Source organism: Neorhizobium sp. T7_12 (assembly GCF_002968535.1).
Taxonomy (GTDB): Bacteria; Pseudomonadota; Alphaproteobacteria; order Rhizobiales; family Rhizobiaceae; genus Neorhizobium; species Neorhizobium tomejilense.
The window spans coordinates 245,923-265,209 of record NZ_PVBK01000002.1 but is presented as its reverse complement, the minus strand read 5'-3'; the positions used below and the strand labels follow the sequence as shown (position 1 = coordinate 265,209).

Genomic DNA, 19,287 nt, shown 5'->3' with positions numbered 1-19,287 from the left:
TCGTTGATCCCATCCTGGACAACGTGTCACCGAATATTACGCCCGCTCCCGATAGCCAGCAAGCAGGAGGGGTTATCGCTCACGCCCACTCAAAGGATTCAGATGCTCTTCAGTCCGCATGTTCGAAAGGCAGCCCTGGTTCTTCACGTCGCTACCTCGGTAGGTTCAATAGGCTCCGTCGCCACCTTTTTGGCTTTGGCGGGAACAGGGCTGGTGACGTCAGAAACGGAGTTGTTCTTGGGTGTTTATCCATCGATGGACTTGATCACCTTGGTCGTTATCGTCCCCCTTCTTGGCTCGGCGCTGCTGCTTGGCATCATTCAAGCACTCTTCACCCCATGGCGACTACTCGATCATTGGTGGGTGCTCGCCAAGCTGGTAATTTCCATAGCTATTCTAGCGGTTCTCCTTGCACAGCTGCCAGGGATTGCCAGACTGGCCGATGCCAGTGTTGCGAGACTCCCTTTCCCCCCAGAACTGGGGCGAATTCAGCTTTCGGTCGTAGTCCATTCTGCGGCAGGGTTGATCGTGCTTCTCATTCCTCTCCTGCTTTCCATTTACAAGCCGTGGGGACTGACGGCTTTTGGAAGGCGCAAAGCCGAACGAAGACATCGTCGATGACGTCGACAAGACAAGATCGCAAGGACCTGCCGGATATGACCCGGATTGAACAGGATCTGCTCTAAAATCGGGAATTACCGGCGCTTGATGGTCGGATCGAGGAGCACGCGGATCGATTCGCCGAGCGTGTTGAAGCCGAGCGCCGTGAACAGGATGGCGAAACCCGGCGCATACATCTGCTCGGGCGCAACCTCGACATAGTGGTAGGCGCGCGCCAGCATGCCGCCCCAGCTCGACTCAGGGGGCTGGACGCCGAGCGACAGGAAGCTCAATCCAGCCTCCGCCAGAAGCGCCACGGCCAGCATCAGGGTCACCTCGACGATGACAGGCTGGATGGCATTGGGCAGGATATGGCGCAGGATCAGGTGCAGGCGCGATGCGCCGAAACCGGTCGCTGCCTCCACATAAAGCGCGTTCTTCACCACCAGCGTCTGCGCCCGCATCGTCCGGGCAAGCACCGGCGCGAAGGCGAAGCCGACGGCGATCATGGCATTGGTGAGACCGATGCCGAGCGCGCCTGTCACGGCGACGGCCAGCACGAGCGGCGGAAAGGCAAGAACCCCGTCGATGATGCGGCTGCCGACCTGGTCGACCCAGCCGCCGACAAAACCGATGAACACGCCAAGCGGCACGCCGATCGCCACGCCGATGCCGACGGCGAGGCTCGCGGCATAAAGCGCGTTGTAGGAACCGTATATCAGCCGGCTCAGCGTATCGCGGCCAAGGTCGTCGGTGCCGAGCCAGTGCGCGCCGCTCGGCGGCGCCAGAAGGTCCATCAGGTTCTGCTTGTTCGGCGCATAGGGCGCGATCACCGGCGCGAAGATCGCCGCCAGAACCAGGACGGAGAGATAGGCAAGGCTGATCAGCGCCCGCTTGTCGCCCCACAGCCAGGCCCAGAAGCGGAAGCGGACGGGGGGCGGAAGGGTCGCCCTGGCTGCCGGCGCAGCAGCGGTTGGGGTGATCGCGGTCATGTTCGTATCGGTCATGTGGAGGCTGCCACTCTGGGATCGAAAGTCGCGTTGAGCACGTCGACCAGGAGATTGGTGAGGATCACCACCAGCACCAGCACGAGCGCCACGCCCTGCACCACCGGGAAATCCTTGTTGAGCGCCGAATAGCTGATGAGGTTGCCGACGCCGGGGATGGCGAAGACCGCCTCGATGATGACGGCGCTGGAAAACAGCCGGTTCACCTGCAGGCCGGCAATCGTCAGCATCGTCGCCGCCACGTTACGCAGCCCGTGCTTCCACAGGATGGCGCCGGAACCAAGCCCCTTGGCCCGCAGCGTGCGGATATATTGCGAGCCCAGCACTTCGAGCAGTGCGCTGCGCACCTGCCTCGCCAGAACCGCGACCACGCCGGTGGAGAGCGCTACCGCCGGAAGGGTTGCGTAATAGAGCGACTCCAGCGGTTTTTCGAAGACGGACACCGCGCCGGTCGCCGGGAACCAGCGATAACCGAGCGAAAAGAGCGTCACCAGAATGATGCCGAGCCAGAAATTGGGCACCGCGACACCGAGCGAGGCGACGCTGGTGATAATCTTGTCGAGCGTGGTGCCCTGGCGCGTCGCGGCAAGAATGCCGAGGGGAATGCCCAGCGCGGCGCCGAGAACCAGCGCATAGAGCACCAGCAGGACCGTGTGCGGCAGGCGCGAAAGGATCAGCCGCAGAACCGATTCGTTCGAGAACAGCGAATGACCGAGATCGCCCTGCAGGGCATTTCCCAGCCAGAAGAAATATTGCACCAGCATCGGACGGTCGAATCCGTAGATCTGGCGGATTTCCGCGATCCGTTCCGCCGTCGCATAGTCGCCCGCGATCATCATGGCCGGGTCGCCAGGCATCATGTAGACGAGGGAAAACACCACGAAGGTGGCCACAATCATCACGGGCACCAGCTGCATGAGCCTTTGCGCAACCATCCCGGGGACGCCGTACATCATCGATACTCCGTCAATCCGCAATTGACGCCGGCCAATTCAGGGGCCGGCGCGGGAACACCGGACGCGCAGAAACGCAGCCTTCCGATGCGGGGGCGGCACGGGCAAAACCGCAGCGCTCCGGTTCCGGGCGATCCCCTGGCGCGATGGTCGCATCGGGGATCGCATCGCTTGAGGCTCAGGCCTCCATCCACACCTTGTGGAAGCGCGGGCGCTGCAGCAGGCTGAAGTTGAAGCCGTGCACCTTGGGCGTACGAATAATGATGCCGGCAGACGAGAACTGCGGCAGATGCAGGGCGTTTTCCAGCACGAAACTCTGCATCTTGTGGAGCACGTCCTTGCGCTTGGCATTGTCGAACGTGTTCATCGACGCATCCATCAGCTCACGATAGCCCGGCAGTTCGATCTTCGCCGCGTTGCGGTAGGCCGTTGCCGAGAACTGGCGATCGTAGGCCGTTGCCGGATCCGGAAGACCGCCGGTCGGGGTCATCAGCATCTGACCCTTCTTCTCGGTGAGGAAGTATTGCATCGTCTGCGCCGGCTGCGCCGGAGTGACCTTCAGCCGGATGCCCGCCTCGGCAAGCTGGGCGCCCAGGACTTCCTGACGCTGCACCGCCGCCTGGTCGGCCCAGGTGAAGGTGGCGATCTCGATGCCGTTTGCGAAACCTGCCGCCTTCAGCAGCGACTTGGCGCGGTCGAGATCCAGCTTGTAATAGTTTTCGGTCGCCGGGTCGTTGGCCCAGAAGCCTGACGGGAACATGCTGCAATGTCCGCCGCCGAGACCGCCCCACAGGACCTGATTGAGCACCGGCCGGTCGAGCGCCCAGTTCATCGCCTGCCGAACGCGAACGTCCTTCAGCGGCCCCTCACCGTAATTCAGGAAGGCGGTGTAGTAGATCATCGAGGGCGTCGCTTCGGCGATCAGCTTCGGGTCACGCTTGGCCACAGCCATCTGCTGCGCGCTCATGTTGAGAACGATATCGGATTCGCCGGCCGTCACCGTACGCACAGCCGTATTGAACTCGTTGACGATGCGCATGTCGACGCCGTCGAGATAAGGCTTTTCACCCCAGTAGTTGGCGTTTTTCACGACCTTGATAAGGGTGTTGTCCTGCCATTCGACGAACTTGAACGGCCCGGTACCGACAGGCGCGCGGTCGACATTGCCGCCCGCGGCAGCCTTGACCGAAGCAGGCGACACGATGAGACCGGCGCGGTCGGTCAGGATCGCAGGCAAGGTAGCGTCCGGATATTTCAGCTTCAGCGAAACCTGATAGGGGCCGGTCGCCTCGACCTTGCCGACGACAGCAAGATCCGATTTCACGTTCGAACGATCATAGGTGCTGCAGCGCTGCAGGTGGAAGACCACCGCCTCGGCATTGAACGGCGTGCCGTCATGGAACTCGACGCCCTGGCGCAGTTCGAGAACCAGCGTTGTAGGGTCCGTGAACTTCCAGGAGGTGGCCAGCATCGGCTGCAGTTCGAGCGTCTGCGGATCAAAGCCGATCAGCGCGTCGAACATCAGGAGAAGGGCGTTGAAGTCGGGATTGTTACGGCCCGTCAGCGGGTCGAGCGCGGCGGGGTTGAACGGCATCACGGCCCTCAGAGTGCCGCCGGATCTCGGTTGCGGGGCCTGAGCCCGCACGGTTGCAGGCAGCAGGGCCAGGCCTCCGGCGGCGACCGTTCCCGTCAACAGCGAACGACGGCTAATATCCGGTATCTTTCCAAATAGATTTGTGGTCACGTCTTCTCCTCCATCATCCATGACCGGCCGTGCCCGGCCGCAATATCAGCGTCACATCATGTCAGCGCCCTGCGCGGCGGCGCCTCGGCGGCTGCCGTCCCTTTCCGCAAGTCAAGACCTCTCCTCTCCTTTTCGCCCAGCATCTCCTCGGCGAAATGGCATGCGACATGCCGCCCGGGCAGCAATTCGCGCTGCCGGGGTTCCTGCGTGCGACAGATGTCGCGCACCCGCGGACAGCGCGTGTGGAAACGGCAGCCGCTTGGCGGGGCGATCGCGCTCGGTATCTCGCCCTGCAGGATGATCCTCTGCCGGGCATCGGCGACCGTCGGGTCGATCTCCGGTTCGGCCGAGCGCAGCGCCTCCGTGTAGGGATGCAGCGGCGTTTCGATTACGGCGTGGGCGGGGCCGACCTCGACGATCTTGCCGAAATACATGACGGCCACCCGGTCGCTGATATGGCTGACCACCCGCAGGTCATGGCTGATGAAGACGTAGGTGAGGCCGAACTGCTCCTGCAGCCGGGCGAATAGATTGAGCATGTCGGCCTGGATCGACACGTCGAGCGCCGCCACCACCTCGTCGCAGACGATCACGTTCGGATCCAGCATCAGCGCACGGGCGATATTGGCGCGCTGCTTCTGGCCGCCGGAAATCTCGTGCGGATAACGGTTGGCCATTTCGGCCGACAGCGACACCCGGTCAAGCATCGCAAACGCCTTTTCGCGGCGCTCGGCCCTCGTCCCCTCGCCGGCTATGTTCAAGGGCTCGCAGATGCTCTGGAGGATGGTCATGCGCGGATCGAAAGCCGCATTCGGATCCTGAGAGACGATCTGATACTTGCGCCGGTGGCGGTTGAGTTGGCGGCGGGAAAACTTGAACGGATCGATACCGTCATGCAAAACCCCGCCGCCGCTTGGGCTGAGCAGGCCGACGAGACAGCGGCCAAGCGTCGATTTTCCGGAACCGGATTCGCCGATCACGCCGAAGATCTCGCCCCTGCGAACGCTGAAGCTGACCCCGTCGACGGCGCGGATCAGCGAGCCTCGCCGCGGATTGCCGAAGGTGACATGCAGATCATCGACATCAAGCGCCGACTGCCCGGAAGGAGCGCTCAAACTCATGCCCCGACCCCTCTCAATGCGAGTTCTTCCCAGCGATTGCAGCGCACTTCCCTGCGATCAACATCCTCTACGCCCTCGTTCTCGATGCTTTGGGGCAGTTCGCAGGGCTGCATTGAATAGGAACAGCGCGGCCCGAAGCGACAGCCCTTCGGCATCTGACGCAGCGACGGGACGCGACCGGCGATCGAGGGCAGCGTGCCGCGCGCGCGGTTGCTGTCGGGTATCGAGTGCAGGAGACCGGCCGTGTAGGGATGGCGGGGGCCGGCGATGACCTCCCTCACCGGACCGCCCTCGACGACCTGCCCTGCATACATGGTGACCATCCGATGGCAGCTCTGCGCGACCAGACCGAGATTGTGGGTGATGAACATGATGGCCGTGCCGGTGCGGTCGGCCAGGCCTAAAAGCAGGTCCATGATCTGCGCCTGGATCGTCACGTCGAGAGCCGTGGTCGGCTCGTCGGCGATGAGCAGGCGCGGTTCGCAGACCAGCGCCATGGCGATCATCACACGCTGGCGCATGCCGCCCGAAAGGTTCATCGGGTAAAGCGTGGCGACGTGGCGCGGCGATGCGATGCCGACCGAATCCAGCGCCGCGATGGCGCGCTCCGCAGCCTCTCGACGGCTGAGCTTGAAATGCCGCTGAAGGGTTTCCTCTATCTGGTAACCCACGGTGAATACGGGGTCGAGGGCACTCATCGGTTCCTGGAAAATCATGCTGATGTGTCGGCCGCGAATGCGATTCATCTGCGATTCGGAACAGGAGGCGAGGTTCTGGCCGCCGAACAGGATTTGGCCGCCAAGGCGAGAATCGCGCGGCGGCAGGAGCCGGAGAATGGAGAGCGCGGTCATCGACTTGCCGCAGCCACTTTCGCCGACGACGCCGAGAATTTCCTTCGGCTTCACCGAAAGCGAAACATTGTTGAGGACTTCGACCCAACCCGATTGGTCACGCAGTGACAACGTCAGGTTCTGGATATCCAGAAGCGTGTCCTGGCCGGCCATCGTGGTCTCGGCAAGCTGCTGCATCCGGCCCTGATCCTCCTATCAGTCCGCTGCCCGCTTGATCAATATGTGACATGCGGGCGGCTGCTACGCATTCTCCTCACCGCGCCGAAGCCCCGTCAGGGATCCTGATACGCGATATAGGCTCCTCCCGAGAGCCCGATCATGTATACATTACACGTCACGATGACGAAAGCCAGAATGAAAATTGCCGTTGTCCGAAGCTCGGGCTTTCAGCTCAGGCTCTCGCGGATGGCCTCCCAGCTCGCCGCATCGGGTGCAAGCAGCAACCGTCCTTTCGCCATCGCGGGGCGATAGGGTTCGCCGCTCAGAAGTCCGCTATGGCCGCCGGCTTCGCGGTGGATCAGTTCGCCTGCCGCATGGTCCCACGGATTCATGTCCGCATTCAGCGAAAAGCTCATCGCTCCGGTCGCCACCATCCGGTATTCGAAGGCGGAGCAACGCCATGTGGTGGTACGGCCGAAACGCAGGACCCGCGGCGCGAACGCCGCCTGTTCTTGCGACGAGAACATGTGCAGCGGCACGAAACCGCTCATTTCGCTGACCGGAACCGGCGCGGCCACGGCAAGGCGGGTTCGAGTTCCGTCACGGGAGACATGCCAGGCCCCCTCGCCCGGCCGCGCCACGAGGAAATCACCGGTCAACGGATAGTGGATCAGCCCGGCGACGGTGTTTCCGCCGGAAACGATCGCCACGATCATGCCGAACAGCGGTACGCCGTGGGCGAAGTTCCAGGTGCCGTCGACGGGATCGATGATCGCTGCGAGTTCGGCATCCGCCAGCCGGTCGAGCAGAGCCGGATCGGCCGAGACCGCTTCCTCGCCGACGATCAGCGCCTCGGGAAAATGACCGGCGAGTGCTGCGGAAAGCCGACGTTCCGCACCCAGGTCGGCATCGGTGACGATGTCGTCCGGGGCGGTCTTGGCGCGGATGCCATCCGCCGTTATGCCGAGGAAACGAGGCAGAATCTCCGCCTCCCCCGCCTGGCGCATATCCTCCATGAGGGACTGGAGCACTGCCTCGGAAATGATCGTCATGCTCGGCGAGCCTTTATGTAGGATTTCAATGCGGCGGGCTGGTCCGTCTGGATAACGCTGATGCCCGCGTCCATCAACCGGCCCCAGATCAGATCGGGGTTGGCAAGCGCCGCACTGTCCGTCCATTCGCCGCTGCCCGGTTGGTCGAGCGTGTTGACCCAGAGCGCCATGCCCGCCTTGGCGAAGGCATCGCGGTGATGGGCGATCGTTTCGAGGCTGTCGAAGCGGATTTCGCACATGAAGGGCGAGAGTTCGGAGAGCACTGCCAGCGCATCGCCGGTGTTTTCGGCGGTGAAACGGACCATGCCCATGAACGGCACGCCGTCGATCTTCTGGGCACGCACCCATTCCACGTCGGCCATGCTGTAAACCTTCGTCTTGAGGTCGACATCGGCGGCCGCGCCTATCTCGCGGGCGCAGGCGGCGACTTCGGAGAAAAGTCCGCGATCCTTGAGATCGAGATCGGCGAAGATGCGGCCGCGGATGACTTCTAGTGCCTGTTTCAGCGTCGGAATACGCTGGTCGGTAAACGCCCGGCCTTCGCCGCCGTCGTCTTCGCGGAGCGCGATTGCCTGCAGCTCGGCCATGGTGAAAGTCTCGGCATCGCGGTCGATGTCGGCCATGCGTTCCAGCGTATCGTCATGCATCAGGAAAAGCTCGCCGTCGGCGCTCTTGCGCACGTCGAGTTCGACGATCTCGCAGCCGAGCGCGATGGCGTTCTCGATGGCCGCCAGGCTGTTTTCCGGAGCGCCGTGCCAGGCGCCGCGATGGGCAACGACGGCGCACCTACGTGCCGGATCGGCGATGAAGTCTCTATAATTCATGGGGGTTTCTTTCATAGGGCGCCTTGAGCGCCGGGCTTTCATTGGGCGCCGAAGGCACCGGGTATGGCCCGACCCGTCGCAGCATCGAAAAGATGCAGCCGCGAGGTCGGGAAATTCAGATGAAGTTCGAGCTGGTCGGCAATCTCCGCGCCGAAGGGCGTCGCGATGCGGACGATCGAGCCGCCGAGATCGGCGGCCAGCACCGAATGGGAGCCGAGATCCTCGCGGAACCTGAGTTTTGCCTTGACCGCATGGCCGTCCGCCTTGCCATCGACGACGATATCCTCAGGCCGGAGGCCGAGCTGGTAGGCGCCGGTCAGCGGGGCGTTCGCCACCACCTGCCCGTCGGCGAGCCGCAGCGCCGATCCATCTCCGGTCACGGACAAGATATTCATCGGCGGGGCACCGATGAATTTCGCGACGAAGACCGAGGCCGGATGGTGATAGATGGCCTTCGGCGTATCGAACTGTTCGATCCGGCCTTTGTTGAGGATCAGGATACGGTCGGCGAGCGTCATCGCCTCCACCTGGTCGTGGGTGACGAAGACGGTGGTGGCGCCGATGCGGCGGTGCAGGTCGGCAAGCTCGACGCGCATGTCGTGGCGAAGCTGCGCATCGAGGTTGGACAGCGGCTCGTCGAACAGCAGCACGCCGGGTTCGCGCACGATGGCGCGGCCGATCGCGACGCGCTGGCGCTGGCCACCGGAAAGCTGTCCTGGCTTGCGTTGCAGATAGTCGGCAAGGCCGAGCATCTTTGCGACTGCTGCTACCCGCTCGGTGCGCTCGGCCTTCTGCATGCCGGCGACCTTCAGGCTGTAAGCCATGTTCTCGAACACCGTCATGTGCGGATAGAGCGCATAATTCTGGAACACCATGGCGCAGCCACGATGTTTCGGTTCGAGGTCCTGAACCTCGCGGGCGCCGATGAGGATCTTGCCGCCGCTCACCCGTTCCAGCCCGGCGATCATCTGCAACAGGGTGGACTTGCCGCAGCCGGAAGGACCGAGCACGACCGTGAATTCGCCGGCCTTGAGCTCGACATCCATCGGCGGAATGACCACCGTCTGGGCGTCGTAGGCCTTGGTCAGGCCCTTGACCGTGATGCTCGCGGCGGCCGCGCGGATGGCTGTATCTATGGCGTTCATCGCTATTTCTCCGAAAGCACGAGGCCCTGCACCAGATACCGCTGTAAGAGCGCGATCATCAGGAGGGGCACGAGGGAAACGATCACGGCGCCCGCCATGATCATCGGAAAGTCGGGCACGGTGCCGTCGGAATCCGGCAGCAGCCGCGCCAGGCCGACGACTGCGGTCTGCATGTCGGGCGTCGAGGAGGCCACAAGCGGCCAGAGATACTGCGTCCAGCCGCTCAGGAAGGTCAGCACGAACAGCGCCGCGAAGCTGGTGCGCGACAGGGGCAGCAGGATATCGAACATGAAGCGGACCGGCCCCGCCCCGTCCATGCGGGCAGCCTTGAACAGATCACCCGGCAGGGTGCGGAAGAACTGACGGAACAGGAAGGTGCCGGTGCCATGCGCGGCAAGCGGCGCGATGAGACCGAAATGGGTGTTCAGAACGCTCAACTCGAGCTGGACGGGCGCTCCGAAGAGTTCCGCGATCACACCATTCAGGCCCGTCACGTCGAGCAGTGCATTGATCGGTGAGAATATGTTCGACGCCACCTGATAGGTGGTGATGACGCGGATATCGACCGGCAGCATGATGGTGGCGAGGATCAATGCGAAGGCGACGCCCGCCCAGCGAATGCGGAAATAGACGATCGCATAGGCAGACAGGAAGGACAGGATGCAGGTCACGATCGCCAGGCTGAACGCCACGGCGAGGCTGTTGAACATCTGGATCGGGATGCGCGTCTCGGTGAAGATGCGCGCCGCATTGTTCAGGAACTGGTCGCCGGGATACCAGGCAAGCCCATTGCGCAGCAGGAATTCATAGGATTGCGAAGCCGTCGCCAGCGTCAGGTAGAGCGGGCCTAGAATGTAGAGCATGCCGACCAAAAGGACCAGGCTTGCGGCGACGTTGAGGGAGCGTGCGTTCTCGATCATCTGTCAGCGCTCGTAGTTGATGCGCCGGCCGAGAAAGACGAACTGGGCGGCGGTGAGAAGGATGACGAAGACCATCAGGATCGCGGTCTGGGTAGAGGCGCCGGAGAGGTCGTAACCGCTGAAACCGTCCTTGTAGATCTTGTAGACGAGCAGCGTGGTGGCGCCGCCCGGACCGCCATGGGTGATCGTGTCGATCAGCGCGAAGGCCGAGGTGACGCTTTCGGTGAATTCCAGCACCAGCGTCAGGAAGAGCTGCGGCATGATCAGCGGCAATTGCACGTCAAAAATCCTCCGCCAGGGCCCTGCCCCGTCCATCGCCGCCGCCTGGTGCATGGTGCGCGGGATCGATTGCAGCCCGGCCAGAAGGATGACGAAATTGAACGGGATACCGCTCCAGACATGCGCGGCGATCAGGGTGATAAAGGCATCCGTGCCGTCGATGCCAGGCGCCCAGATGCCCGGAAAGGCCTGGTTGAGCGGTGCCAGGATGCCAACGAACGGATTGAAGACGAAAGCGAACACGACGCCGATCGAAGCGCCCGCGACGCCCTTCGGCCAGACCAGCACATTGCGGGCCGGCAGCGACAGGCGAATCTTCCGGTCGGCGGCGACCGCGAGGATCAGCGGGATCAGCACGGCGAGCGACGATCCGGTCACCATGAACAGGATGGTGCGCCAGCCTGCCTGCCAGAATTCCCGGTCGGAAAGGACGCGGGCGAAATTGTCGAAGCCGACGAACATCGAACCGCCGCCGAACGGCTGTTCGAGAAAGAAGGACCAGTAGAAGGCCTGGAAGATCGGCACGTAGAAGAAAAGGACGATCAGCAGCATGAACGGCGCGACCAGCAGGGCCGGCAGCCAGCGATTGCTGAAGAGGGTGGATTCAGAGGTCATGAGAAAAGCCCGAAGTGAGGGATCGGCACGGACAGGTTTTTGTCCCGCCCGCGCCGATCAAGCTTGGATCAAGGCAGCTTGACGCCCTTGTAGGTCTGCTCGAAGCGGCGCAGCAGCTCGTCGCCGCGCTTCTTGGCATTGTCGAGCGAGACCTGCATGGTCTGCTGGCCGCCATAGGCCTTCTGGGTCTCTTCCATGAAGATTTCGCGGAACTGCACGTAGAAGCCGAGGCGAATACCGCGGCTGTCGGCGGTCGGGGGCTGGTTCATCGACTCGATGCCGATTGCGGCCGTCGCGTATTTCGCGGCCTTCGCGTCGCCGCTCTTGTTGATCGCCTCGAGCACGTCGTTGGTGACGGGGACGTAGCCGGTCGCCGCGGTGAAAGCCATCTGCTGTTCCGGCTTGCGCAGGAAGTCGAGGAAGGCCTTGGCGCCATCGACTTGAGCCTGGTCATGGCCCTTCATCACGTAGATCGAAGCGCCGCCCACCAGCGTGTTGTGGCGCTCGTAGCCCTTGTACATCGGCGCCATGTTGACGGTGAGCTGGTACTTGCCGTCGAAAGCCTTGGTGGAGGCGGCGTAGGAGCCGGAGGAGCCTTCCATCATAGCGCATTCGCCGGCGTTGAAGGCGGCGGTGTAATTGCCGGCCTTGGTATCGGCGTTGAGCTTGACCAGGCCTTCCTTGCGCCAGTCCACCAGGTTCTGGAGGTGCTTGGCGGCGAAGGTGGTGTTGAAGACGTATTCGGCGTCGAGGCCGTCATAACCATTGTGCCTGGACGCGATCGGCAGGCCGTGGCGGGCGGAGAACTGCTCCAGCACGCGCCAGGTATCGCCATCGGTGACGAACGGGCATGCATGGCCGGCGGCCTTCAGCTTGCGGGCGGCGTCGATCACCTCTTCCCAGGTGATCGGGGTCTGTGTGATGCCGGCCTTCTCGAGTTCGGTCCTATTCGTATAGAACAGCAGCGTCGAGGCATTGTAGGGCTGCGCGAACAGCTTGCCGCCGGACGTTTCGTAATAGGCGCGGGCGCCGGCGATGTAATTGTCCCATTTGACGTCGGGCAGGATTTCCTGGATCGGCACGACCGCGTTCGACAGCATCAGGTCGAGCGTGCCGGCGTCGAAGAACTGGATCAGCACCGGATGGTTCTTGGCGCGAAAGGCGGCGATCGCCTTCTGCATCGACACTTCGTAGCTGCCCTGGCCGACGCAGGTGACCTTGTGCTGGGTCTGTGCGGCATTGAAAGCATCGCACTGGGTCTTGATCGCGGTTTCGACAGGGCCCGTATTGCCGTACCAGAACTCGATATTGGCGGCCTGCGCGGAACACGCGCCCGCCATCAGGGCGGCAGCCGCCGCCAAAATGGAAATCTTCATCATTGCCCTCGCCTGTTTTGGGGATCGGCCGAGTGGGATCGGCATCGGAACGACGGAATTACTACACTTTATGTGTAACAATTGGATGACGGAGCTACACCCTTGTCGCGAGAGGAATTTCCATCTAAGCAAAGGGAAACGCGAGGTAGACGGCGGTGTGCAACCGCAATTATTACACCTCCATGGTAATTGTGGCGACGGAGGTGGATCAGTGGCCTATTTTCCCGAAGCTCTGATCCCGCCCCAGTTCCTGCGCACGGGTGAAAACGGCGTCGTTTCGCCGAACGAGCGCAGCCTGCTCAAACTCATCTGGCGTTATCCCGGCCTTTCACGATCCGAAGTCACCGATCATACCGACCTCACCCAGCAATCGGTCTATCGGATCATCGACCAGTTGGCGGAACGCGGCGTCGTCTTGCTCGGCTCTCCAAAACCTGGCGTCGGCCGCGGGCAACCGAGCCCGACGATCCGCCTCAACGCCCGCTACGCCTATTCCTGCGGCATCTCGGTCAATACCGACGTTATCGGCATCTGCCTGATGGACCTTGCCGGCAATATCCTCTCCGAAAGCAGCGTGACGCTGCGCGAACACACGATGGCGCAGTCTCTCGATCTGGTCAGGACACGGCTCGTGGAGGCACAGAAACTCAACGACCTGTCCCCGGAGGCTCTTTTCGGCATCGGCTTTGCAATAGCGGGCTATCATGTCGGAGGAACCCGCTACAACGCGCCCCTGCCGCTGCATGAATGGTCGCTGATCGAGCTCGGCCCGCTGCTGGCGGAGTTTTTCAGCAAACCGGTTTGGGTGCATAACGGCGCCAATACCGGTGCCATCGCCGAGTCGATGTTCGGTGCCGGCCGCTACGTCAAGCATTTCGCTTATCTCAGCTTCAACTACGGTTTCGGCGGCGGGCTGGTCAGCGACGGCGAATTGCTGCTGGGCGGCAATGGCAATGCCGGCGAGTTTTCAGGCATCTACAACCAAGAGGAAAACCAGCGGCGACCAGCGCTACAGCTGCTCATCGAGCGGCTTGTTCGCAATGGCGTCGATGTGCCCTCCATCACTTACATGCGCCGGCATTTCGACCCGCAATGGCCAGGTGTTGCCGAATGGGTGAACGAAATCACGCCGGCCTACAATCGCCTGGTCAATGCCATCTCGGCGATCTTCGATCCGCAGGCGATCGTCTTCGGCGGGCAGGTACCGCCGGACCTGGCGCAGATGATGATCGACCGGACGGAGATTTTCGGACGCCCTCGTTATGGCGTACCGCGCCCCAGTCCAAAGCTGATCATTTCGGAGATCGCCAGCGACGCATCGGCGATGGGGGCTGCGGTCACGCCTTTCCACTCGACGTTCTACTGATACGCGGTTGCTGCCTATCTCTCGTGCGCCCGGATCACCGCCAGGAAGGCGTCGCCGTAACGCTCGAGCTTCGATTGCCCTACCCCGGAAATGCCGAGCAGCGCGTCGCGGCTCGTCGGGCGGGCGGTCGCAAACGCGACCAGGGTCGTATCCGGAAAAACGACATAGGGCGGCACCGAAAGCTCCTTGGCAATCCCCAGGCGCGCGACGCGCAGTGCCTCGAAGAGTTCGGCATCGGACCCTTCCAACGCAGATCTTGCGTTTGCCGCGCTCGGCGATGCGCTTCGCGATGCCTTGCCCGTCGTCGGGCGGTCCTTGCGGAAACGGACCTCGCGTTCGCGCTTGAAAACGGCGCGCGCGCCCTCTTCCAGCTTCAGCGCGCCGAACGCCTCATGATCGACGCTGACGAAGCCGGCGGCGAGGAGCTGGCGATAGACCGATTGCCAGGTCTTCGACGGAATATCCTTGCCGACGCCGAAGACAGGCATGTCCGCATGGCCGAAGCGCGTGGTCTTCTCGTTCCGGTTCCCGAGCAACACGTCGATCAGGTGGCCGGTGCCGAAACGTTCGCCAGTCCGGTAGATCGCCGCCAGCGCCTTGATGGCGGCCTCGGTTCCGTCCCAAGTTTCGACCGGCTTGAGGCAGGTGTCGCAGTTGCCGCACTCGCCGCCATGCGCCTCGCCGAAATGAGCGAGGATCGCCTGCCTTCGGCAGCCCGGCGTTTCGCAGATGCCGAGCAGCGCATTGAGCTTGGCGCGCTCGACCCGTTTGATGTCATCGCCCGACGTGCCGCCGTCGATCATCCGGCCGCGCTGGATGACGTCAGCCATGCCATAGGCCATCCAGACATCGGACGGCAGGCCGTCACGCCCGGCGCGGCCGGTCTCCTGGTAATAGGCCTCGACCGAACCGGGCAGATCGAGATGGGCGACATAACGCACGTTCGGCTTGTCGATGCCCATGCCGAAGGCGACGGTGGCGACCAGGCAGAGGTCCTCTTCCTTCAGGAACGCGTCCTGATTGGCATCGCGCATGCTGCGATCCATGCCCGCGTGGTAGGCGAGCGCGCGAATACCCTGCCCGTTCAGCCACTCGGCGGTATCCTCGACCTTGGCGCGCGACAGGCAATAGACGATGCCGCTCGAACCCTTGTGGCGGGAGAGAAAACGCAGGAGCTGCTGGCGCGGCTGGTCCCGCTCGACGATCTCATAGGCGATGTTCGGTCGGTCGAAAGAAGTGGTGAACACCTCCGCCGAGCGGAGCGCAAGCTTGTCGATGATATCTTCGCGGGTGTGTGGATCGGCGGTCGCCGTCAGCGCCATGCGCGGCACGCCTGGATAATATTCCGCGAGATGGCCGAGCTCGCGATATTCCGGGCGGAAGTCGTGGCCCCATTGCGAGACGCAGTGCGCCTCGTCGATCGCGAACAACGCGATCCTCGCATTGCCGATCATCTCCTTGAAGGCCGGCGTGACGATGCGCTCGGGGGTCACATAGAGAAGATCGAGATCGCCGTTTGTGATCGCCCGGCGGACGTCGACGAATTCTTCGCGCGTCAGCGAGGAATTGAGGGCGGCGGCGCGCACGCCGAGCTGTTTCAGCGCCTCCACCTGGTCGCGCATCAGGGCGATCAGCGGCGAAACGACAATGCCGACGCCGTCACGGCAGAGGGCGGGGATCTGGAAGCAGAGCGATTTGCCCGCACCGGTCGGAAACAGCACCACGGCATCGCCGCCCGATACGACCTGCTCGACGACAGCCGCTTGTTTGCCCCGGAACGACGAATAGCCGTAGACGCGCTTCAGCACGTCGAGCGGGTTTTTCGTGCCTTGTCTGTCAAACAGGGGATCGATGCGGTCTGGGGTCGGTGGCATGGAATCGCTTTCGTCGGAAGGACCGCACTATGGCACAGGTCCGGCGGCCAGAGCGAGCACCTGGGCACTCGACCATGGGTGTCCCTATATGAATTGAGGCCCGGCAATTCTCCCGGCGCCCCTGCGGCCCGTTTTGCTTGAAGCGTCTTTCGCGGCCGTATAAGCCTTGTCTGCCCGCCCCTCGCCCCGTCACTGGCATGGATATTCCGCATGGCCGCAGACCCCGAACCGGATCACCTCGCTGACAAAGGACCCGAGCACGCCCGGGTGGCAGTCAAGGTCGATATCGTCGTGATCGGAGCCGGCCAGGCGGGCCTGTCCTCGGCCTATCACCTGCGCAAGCTCGGCCTTGCGCCGGACAAGGATTTCGTGGTCTTCGACCAGTCTCCGGAGCCTGGCGGTGCCTGGCAGTTTCGCTGGCCTTCTTTGACGCTGGCCACCGCCAACCGCGTGCATGATCTCCCCGGAATGCGGTTCGAGGAGGTGGTCGATACTTCAGCCAATCTGGTGAAGGCGTCGGTCGCCGTGCCGCAATATTTTGCGGCCTACGAAGCCGCCTTCGATCTGCGCGTCCATCGTCCCGTCAAGGTGACGGTCGTCTGCCCGAGGGGCGATCGGTTGAGGGTCGAAACCGACCGCGGCGCCTTTTCGGCGCGGGGCTTGATCAATGCCACCGGCACATGGGAATCGCCTTACATCCCCGACTATCCCGGCGCTGACCGTTTCCATGGGCGGCAGCTCCATACGCGCGATTATCGCACCGCCGAGGAATTTTCTGGCCTGCATGTCGTCGTGGTCGGCGGCGGGATTTCGGCGATCCAGTTGCTCGACGAGATCTCCCACGTCACCTCGACCACCTGGGTGACGCGACGGGAGCCGCAATTCCGCGACGAGCCGTTCACCCCGGAGGTGGGACGCGCGGCTGTGGCTTTGGTGGAAGATCGTGTCCGCCAGGGCCTTCCGCCGGGTTCAGTGGTTTCGGTGACCGGCCTGCCCGTCACGCCGGCGATCCAGGCGGCGCGCGAACGGGGCACGCTGAAAAGGTTGCCGATGTTTTCCGAGATCACCGAACACGGGATACGCTGGGCGGATGGCTCCGAGCAACGGGCCGATGTGATCCTCTGGTGCACGGGCTTTCGCAGCTCGCTCGATCACCTCGCCCCGCTGCAACTGCGCGAGGCGAGCGGCGGCATCCTGATGACCGGTCGGCTGGCGACGCAGGTCGCCAAGGACCCGCGCATCCACCTGGTCGGCTACGGCCCATCTGCTTCGACGATCGGGGCGAACCGTGCAGGCAGCGCAGCCGCGCGGGAATTGAAAGCTTTCCTCGACGCTCCAGTCAATCTCGGCAAATGATGCGACCTAGCTGGCGCGTCTCACCAGCTTTCCTTCTTCCGCCTTGTAGAAATACTGGCTCGCCACCAGCCAACCCTTCAGCGGCCGAAGCGGCGGGATGCAGGTGAGAAGCATGAAGGGCAATGTTACCAGCAGGTGAACCCACCAGGCCGGCTGATACTGCACTTCCAGCCAGACGCCGAGAAGCACGCTCGGCACGCAGGCAAAGCACATCACGAAGAAGGCCGGACCGTCTGCGGGGTCGGCGAAGGAATAATCCAGTCCGCAGGATTCGCATTTCCGGCTGAGCGTCAGGAAGCCGTTGAACAGATGCCCCTGACCACAACGTGGGCAGCGCCCGCGGATACCGGTCTGCATGGGAGGGAGAGGAGGCCATTCGTGATCCATGATCATCGTCCTTGGGAGCAAAGCGATCAAATCGTCAATTGATTGCACTCATTATATAAATTGATGCATTCAATGAGTCGATTAGCCAGAATGCCGCAGGCGTTCCGGCCATGGATCGCAGAGTGGAGAGATCAGAAGAAGGAGCCGGCCATTTCGGGCGAGCTTTGCAGCGCATGTCCCATGAATTCCAGGGCAGCCTCGAGCGCCGGCCGCTGGATGGGACCGCCGAGGCATACGCGCACCGCTTCCGGTGCCGGGCCGTCGACGCAGAAGGCGTCGCTCGCCACAACGCCGATGCCGGCGGAACGCATGTGGCTGCCGAACGTCGAGCGGGTCCAGCCCTGTGCCAACGGCAGCCAGATGTTGAAGCTGAGCGGGTCGCCGCGATAGCTGCCCTCCGGCAGTATGTTTGCGACCAGCGCCTGGCGGGCCATCGCTTCGGTCCTGACGAAGTGCAGGATGTTGTCGGCCGTGCCGTCCTCGATCCAACGGGTGGCGAGCGCTGCCGACAGCGGCGATGCCATGACGTTGTTGGCGCGCATGGCGCTGACGAAGGGCCACGCGGCCCTGGTATCCGGGGCGACGACATAGGCGAGCCTGAGGCCGGCGCCGAGAGATTTGGAAAGCCCGCCGACATGCCAGGTCAGGTCCGGAGCGATCGCCGCCAGCGGTGCCGGCGCGCGCAGGGGAATGAAGCCGTAGGCATCGTCCTCGACGATCGGCACGCCATATTTTCGCGCCACGGCGCAGATCTCCTCGCGACGCCGTTCCGGAACGGTCAGCGTCATCGGGTTCTGCAGGATCGGATTGAGATAGAGTGCCTTCGGCTTCTTCTTCTCGCAGGCCTCGGCAAAGGCTGCCGGCAGAATGCCCTCGTCATCCATCGGCAGGCCGACAAGGGTCAGTCGCAGTTGTGCTGCGATCGAGCGCATACCGGGATAGGTGATGTTCTCAGACAGCACGGTCTCGCCCGGCTTTGCCAGCATGCCGAAGATCGCCAGCAGCGCCGGATGCGCGCCGGGGGTGAGGAAGATACGCTCCTGCGACGGAACCAGGCCGCGCCGGCCGAGCCAAACCGCCGCCGCCTCCTTGTCGACGCCGGCACCACCGAAACTCTGATAACGCAGCAAAGGCACGAGGTTGGTGGCGACGGTGGTCAGCCCGCCTTGCATCCGGCCAATCAGTTCCGGATCGTCCGGCTCCGGCGGCATGTTCATGGAAAAATCAACGATCGAGGCCCGGCGCGGATCCGGCGCGGCGTCGGAGACGAAACCCCGGCGCTCCTTGTCGGCACCGCCGGTCACGAAGGTGCCGCGCCCGACATGCGAACTGACCAGACCACGCTTCTGGGCTTCCAGATAGCCGCGCGCTACGGTGGTGAAGTCGACGTTGAGCACCTTGGCCAGCTCGCGCTGCGGCGGCAATCGATCACCGATCACGAGGTTGCCGCTCCGCAAATCCATCTCGATGACATCGGCGATCGCCATGTAGCGCGGGGAGCGGCTGCGGGTAAGGTCAGGCTTCCAGGTCTTCATCCATGACGTCCGATAGTTAGTCCTGGATTGACTGTATATTGTTGCTCAGTGAGTCTGTCATCAGGAAAAAAGCGGCCATCGCGCCGCAGCCCGCAGATCAGAGATGTCGGCGATTGCCGCCCA

17 protein-coding genes are annotated in these 19,287 nt (G+C 63.1%); 3 read left to right on the top strand and 14 right to left on the bottom strand.

Annotation, left to right across the window (positions count from 1 at the left end; translation table 11 throughout):
• Nucleotides 1-102: 102 nt before the first annotated feature.
• A complete protein-coding gene (locus tag C5J26_RS07225; RefSeq protein WP_105401161.1) occupies nucleotides 103-621 on the top strand; it encodes a hypothetical protein in 519 nt (172 codons plus the stop codon).
• Nucleotides 622-695: 74 nt separating this feature from the next.
• On the opposite strand, the gene C5J26_RS07220 is transcribed toward C5J26_RS07225, so the two are convergent.
• From C5J26_RS07220 to C5J26_RS07170, 11 genes are all read right to left on the bottom strand, one after another.
• The gene (locus C5J26_RS07220) at nucleotides 696-1,607 is read right to left on the bottom strand and encodes an ABC transporter permease (RefSeq protein WP_105401160.1); all 912 of its coding nucleotides are present in this window, start codon (nucleotides 1,605-1,607) and stop codon (nucleotides 696-698) included.
• Nucleotides 1,604-2,563, bottom strand: a complete 960-nt coding sequence (locus tag C5J26_RS07215) for an ABC transporter permease (RefSeq protein WP_046636899.1) — start codon at nucleotides 2,561-2,563, stop codon at nucleotides 1,604-1,606. Before C5J26_RS07215 ends, C5J26_RS07220 begins: the two co-directional genes overlap by 4 nt.
• 175 nt (nucleotides 2,564-2,738) lie before the next feature.
• Nucleotides 2,739-4,304 (bottom strand): ABC transporter substrate-binding protein, encoded by a 1,566-nt coding sequence (locus tag C5J26_RS07210; protein ID WP_105401159.1) that lies wholly within the window; start codon nucleotides 4,302-4,304, stop codon nucleotides 2,739-2,741.
• Nucleotides 4,305-4,360: 56 nt separating this feature from the next.
• Nucleotides 4,361-5,425, bottom strand: a complete 1,065-nt coding sequence (locus tag C5J26_RS07205) for an ABC transporter ATP-binding protein (protein ID WP_105401158.1) — start codon at nucleotides 5,423-5,425, stop codon at nucleotides 4,361-4,363.
• On the bottom strand, nucleotides 5,422-6,453 hold the full coding sequence (locus C5J26_RS07200; protein ID WP_105401157.1) for an ABC transporter ATP-binding protein: 1,032 nt from the start codon (nucleotides 6,451-6,453) through the stop codon (nucleotides 5,422-5,424). Before C5J26_RS07200 ends, C5J26_RS07205 begins: the two co-directional genes overlap by 4 nt.
• A 209-nt stretch (nucleotides 6,454-6,662) precedes the next feature.
• Nucleotides 6,663-7,487 carry an inositol monophosphatase gene (locus C5J26_RS07195; protein ID WP_105401156.1) on the bottom strand — a complete coding sequence of 275 codons (825 nt, stop codon included), beginning with the start codon at nucleotides 7,485-7,487 and terminating at the stop codon, nucleotides 6,663-6,665.
• A complete protein-coding gene (locus C5J26_RS07190; RefSeq protein ID WP_105401155.1) occupies nucleotides 7,484-8,311 on the bottom strand; it encodes a glycerophosphodiester phosphodiesterase family protein in 828 nt (275 codons plus the stop codon). The genes C5J26_RS07195 and C5J26_RS07190 overlap by 4 nt, the downstream gene beginning before the upstream one ends.
• Before the next feature lie 38 nt (nucleotides 8,312-8,349).
• The gene (locus tag C5J26_RS07185) at nucleotides 8,350-9,456 is read right to left on the bottom strand and encodes an ABC transporter ATP-binding protein (RefSeq protein ID WP_105401154.1); all 1,107 of its coding nucleotides are present in this window, start codon (nucleotides 9,454-9,456) and stop codon (nucleotides 8,350-8,352) included.
• 2 nt (nucleotides 9,457-9,458) lie between these two features.
• The gene (locus tag C5J26_RS07180; RefSeq protein ID WP_105401153.1) at nucleotides 9,459-10,376 is read right to left on the bottom strand and encodes an ABC transporter permease subunit; all 918 of its coding nucleotides are present in this window, start codon (nucleotides 10,374-10,376) and stop codon (nucleotides 9,459-9,461) included.
• A gap of 3 nt (nucleotides 10,377-10,379) precedes the next feature.
• Nucleotides 10,380-11,270: a carbohydrate ABC transporter permease gene (locus C5J26_RS07175; protein WP_105401152.1), complete on the bottom strand. Its 891-nt coding sequence runs from the start codon at nucleotides 11,268-11,270 to the stop codon at nucleotides 10,380-10,382.
• A gap of 68 nt (nucleotides 11,271-11,338) precedes the next feature.
• Nucleotides 11,339-12,646: an extracellular solute-binding protein gene (locus C5J26_RS07170; protein ID WP_105401432.1), complete on the bottom strand. Its 1,308-nt coding sequence runs from the start codon at nucleotides 12,644-12,646 to the stop codon at nucleotides 11,339-11,341.
• Between the two features lie 211 nt (nucleotides 12,647-12,857).
• On the opposite strand from C5J26_RS07170, the gene C5J26_RS07165 reads away from it, so the two are divergent.
• Complete coding sequence (locus C5J26_RS07165; protein ID WP_105401151.1) at nucleotides 12,858-14,012, top strand: ROK family transcriptional regulator; 1,155 nt, start codon at nucleotides 12,858-12,860, stop codon at nucleotides 14,010-14,012.
• Nucleotides 14,013-14,026: 14 nt separating this feature from the next.
• On the opposite strand, the gene recQ is transcribed toward C5J26_RS07165, so the two are convergent.
• On the bottom strand, nucleotides 14,027-15,886 hold the full coding sequence (gene recQ, locus C5J26_RS07160) for a DNA helicase RecQ (RefSeq protein WP_105401150.1): 1,860 nt from the start codon (nucleotides 15,884-15,886) through the stop codon (nucleotides 14,027-14,029).
• Between the two features lie 210 nt (nucleotides 15,887-16,096).
• On the opposite strand from recQ, the gene C5J26_RS07155 reads away from it, so the two are divergent.
• A complete protein-coding gene (locus C5J26_RS07155) occupies nucleotides 16,097-17,242 on the top strand; it encodes an NAD(P)-binding domain-containing protein (RefSeq protein WP_205412812.1) in 1,146 nt (381 codons plus the stop codon).
• Between the two features lie 6 nt (nucleotides 17,243-17,248).
• Here C5J26_RS07155 and C5J26_RS07150 read toward each other — a convergent pair whose 3' ends face one another.
• Complete coding sequence (locus tag C5J26_RS07150) at nucleotides 17,249-17,632, bottom strand: DUF983 domain-containing protein (protein WP_105401430.1); 384 nt, start codon at nucleotides 17,630-17,632, stop codon at nucleotides 17,249-17,251.
• 128 nt (nucleotides 17,633-17,760) lie between these two features.
• On the bottom strand, nucleotides 17,761-19,164 hold the full coding sequence (locus C5J26_RS07145; protein ID WP_105401149.1) for a PLP-dependent aminotransferase family protein: 1,404 nt from the start codon (nucleotides 19,162-19,164) through the stop codon (nucleotides 17,761-17,763).
• Nucleotides 19,165-19,287: the final 123 nt, after the last annotated feature.

Bases quoted from the DNA above. Each gene is read 5' to 3' on its own strand.
- C5J26_RS07225 (WP_105401161.1), top strand. From the start codon at position 103: ATGCTCTTCAGTCCGCATGTTCGAAAGGCAGCCCTGGTTCTTCACGTC.
- C5J26_RS07220 (WP_105401160.1), bottom strand. From the start codon at position 1,607: ATGACCGATACGAACATGACCGCGATCACCCCAACCGCTGCTGCGCCG.
- C5J26_RS07215 (WP_046636899.1), bottom strand. From the start codon at position 2,563: ATGATGTACGGCGTCCCCGGGATGGTTGCGCAAAGGCTCATGCAGCTG.
- C5J26_RS07205 (WP_105401158.1), bottom strand. From the start codon at position 5,425: ATGAGTTTGAGCGCTCCTTCCGGGCAGTCGGCGCTTGATGTCGATGAT.
- C5J26_RS07200 (WP_105401157.1), bottom strand. From the start codon at position 6,453: ATGCAGCAGCTTGCCGAGACCACGATGGCCGGCCAGGACACGCTTCTG.
- C5J26_RS07195 (WP_105401156.1), bottom strand. From the start codon at position 7,487: ATGACGATCATTTCCGAGGCAGTGCTCCAGTCCCTCATGGAGGATATG.
- C5J26_RS07190 (WP_105401155.1), bottom strand. From the start codon at position 8,311: ATGAATTATAGAGACTTCATCGCCGATCCGGCACGTAGGTGCGCCGTC.
- C5J26_RS07185 (WP_105401154.1), bottom strand. From the start codon at position 9,456: ATGAACGCCATAGATACAGCCATCCGCGCGGCCGCCGCGAGCATCACG.
- C5J26_RS07180 (WP_105401153.1), bottom strand. From the start codon at position 10,376: ATGATCGAGAACGCACGCTCCCTCAACGTCGCCGCAAGCCTGGTCCTT.
- C5J26_RS07175 (WP_105401152.1), bottom strand. From the start codon at position 11,270: ATGACCTCTGAATCCACCCTCTTCAGCAATCGCTGGCTGCCGGCCCTG.
- C5J26_RS07170 (WP_105401432.1), bottom strand. From the start codon at position 12,646: ATGAAGATTTCCATTTTGGCGGCGGCTGCCGCCCTGATGGCGGGCGCG.
- recQ (WP_105401150.1), bottom strand. From the start codon at position 15,886: ATGCCACCGACCCCAGACCGCATCGATCCCCTGTTTGACAGACAAGGC.
- C5J26_RS07155 (WP_205412812.1), top strand. From the start codon at position 16,097: ATGGCCGCAGACCCCGAACCGGATCACCTCGCTGACAAAGGACCCGAG.
- C5J26_RS07145 (WP_105401149.1), bottom strand. From the start codon at position 19,164: ATGAAGACCTGGAAGCCTGACCTTACCCGCAGCCGCTCCCCGCGCTAC.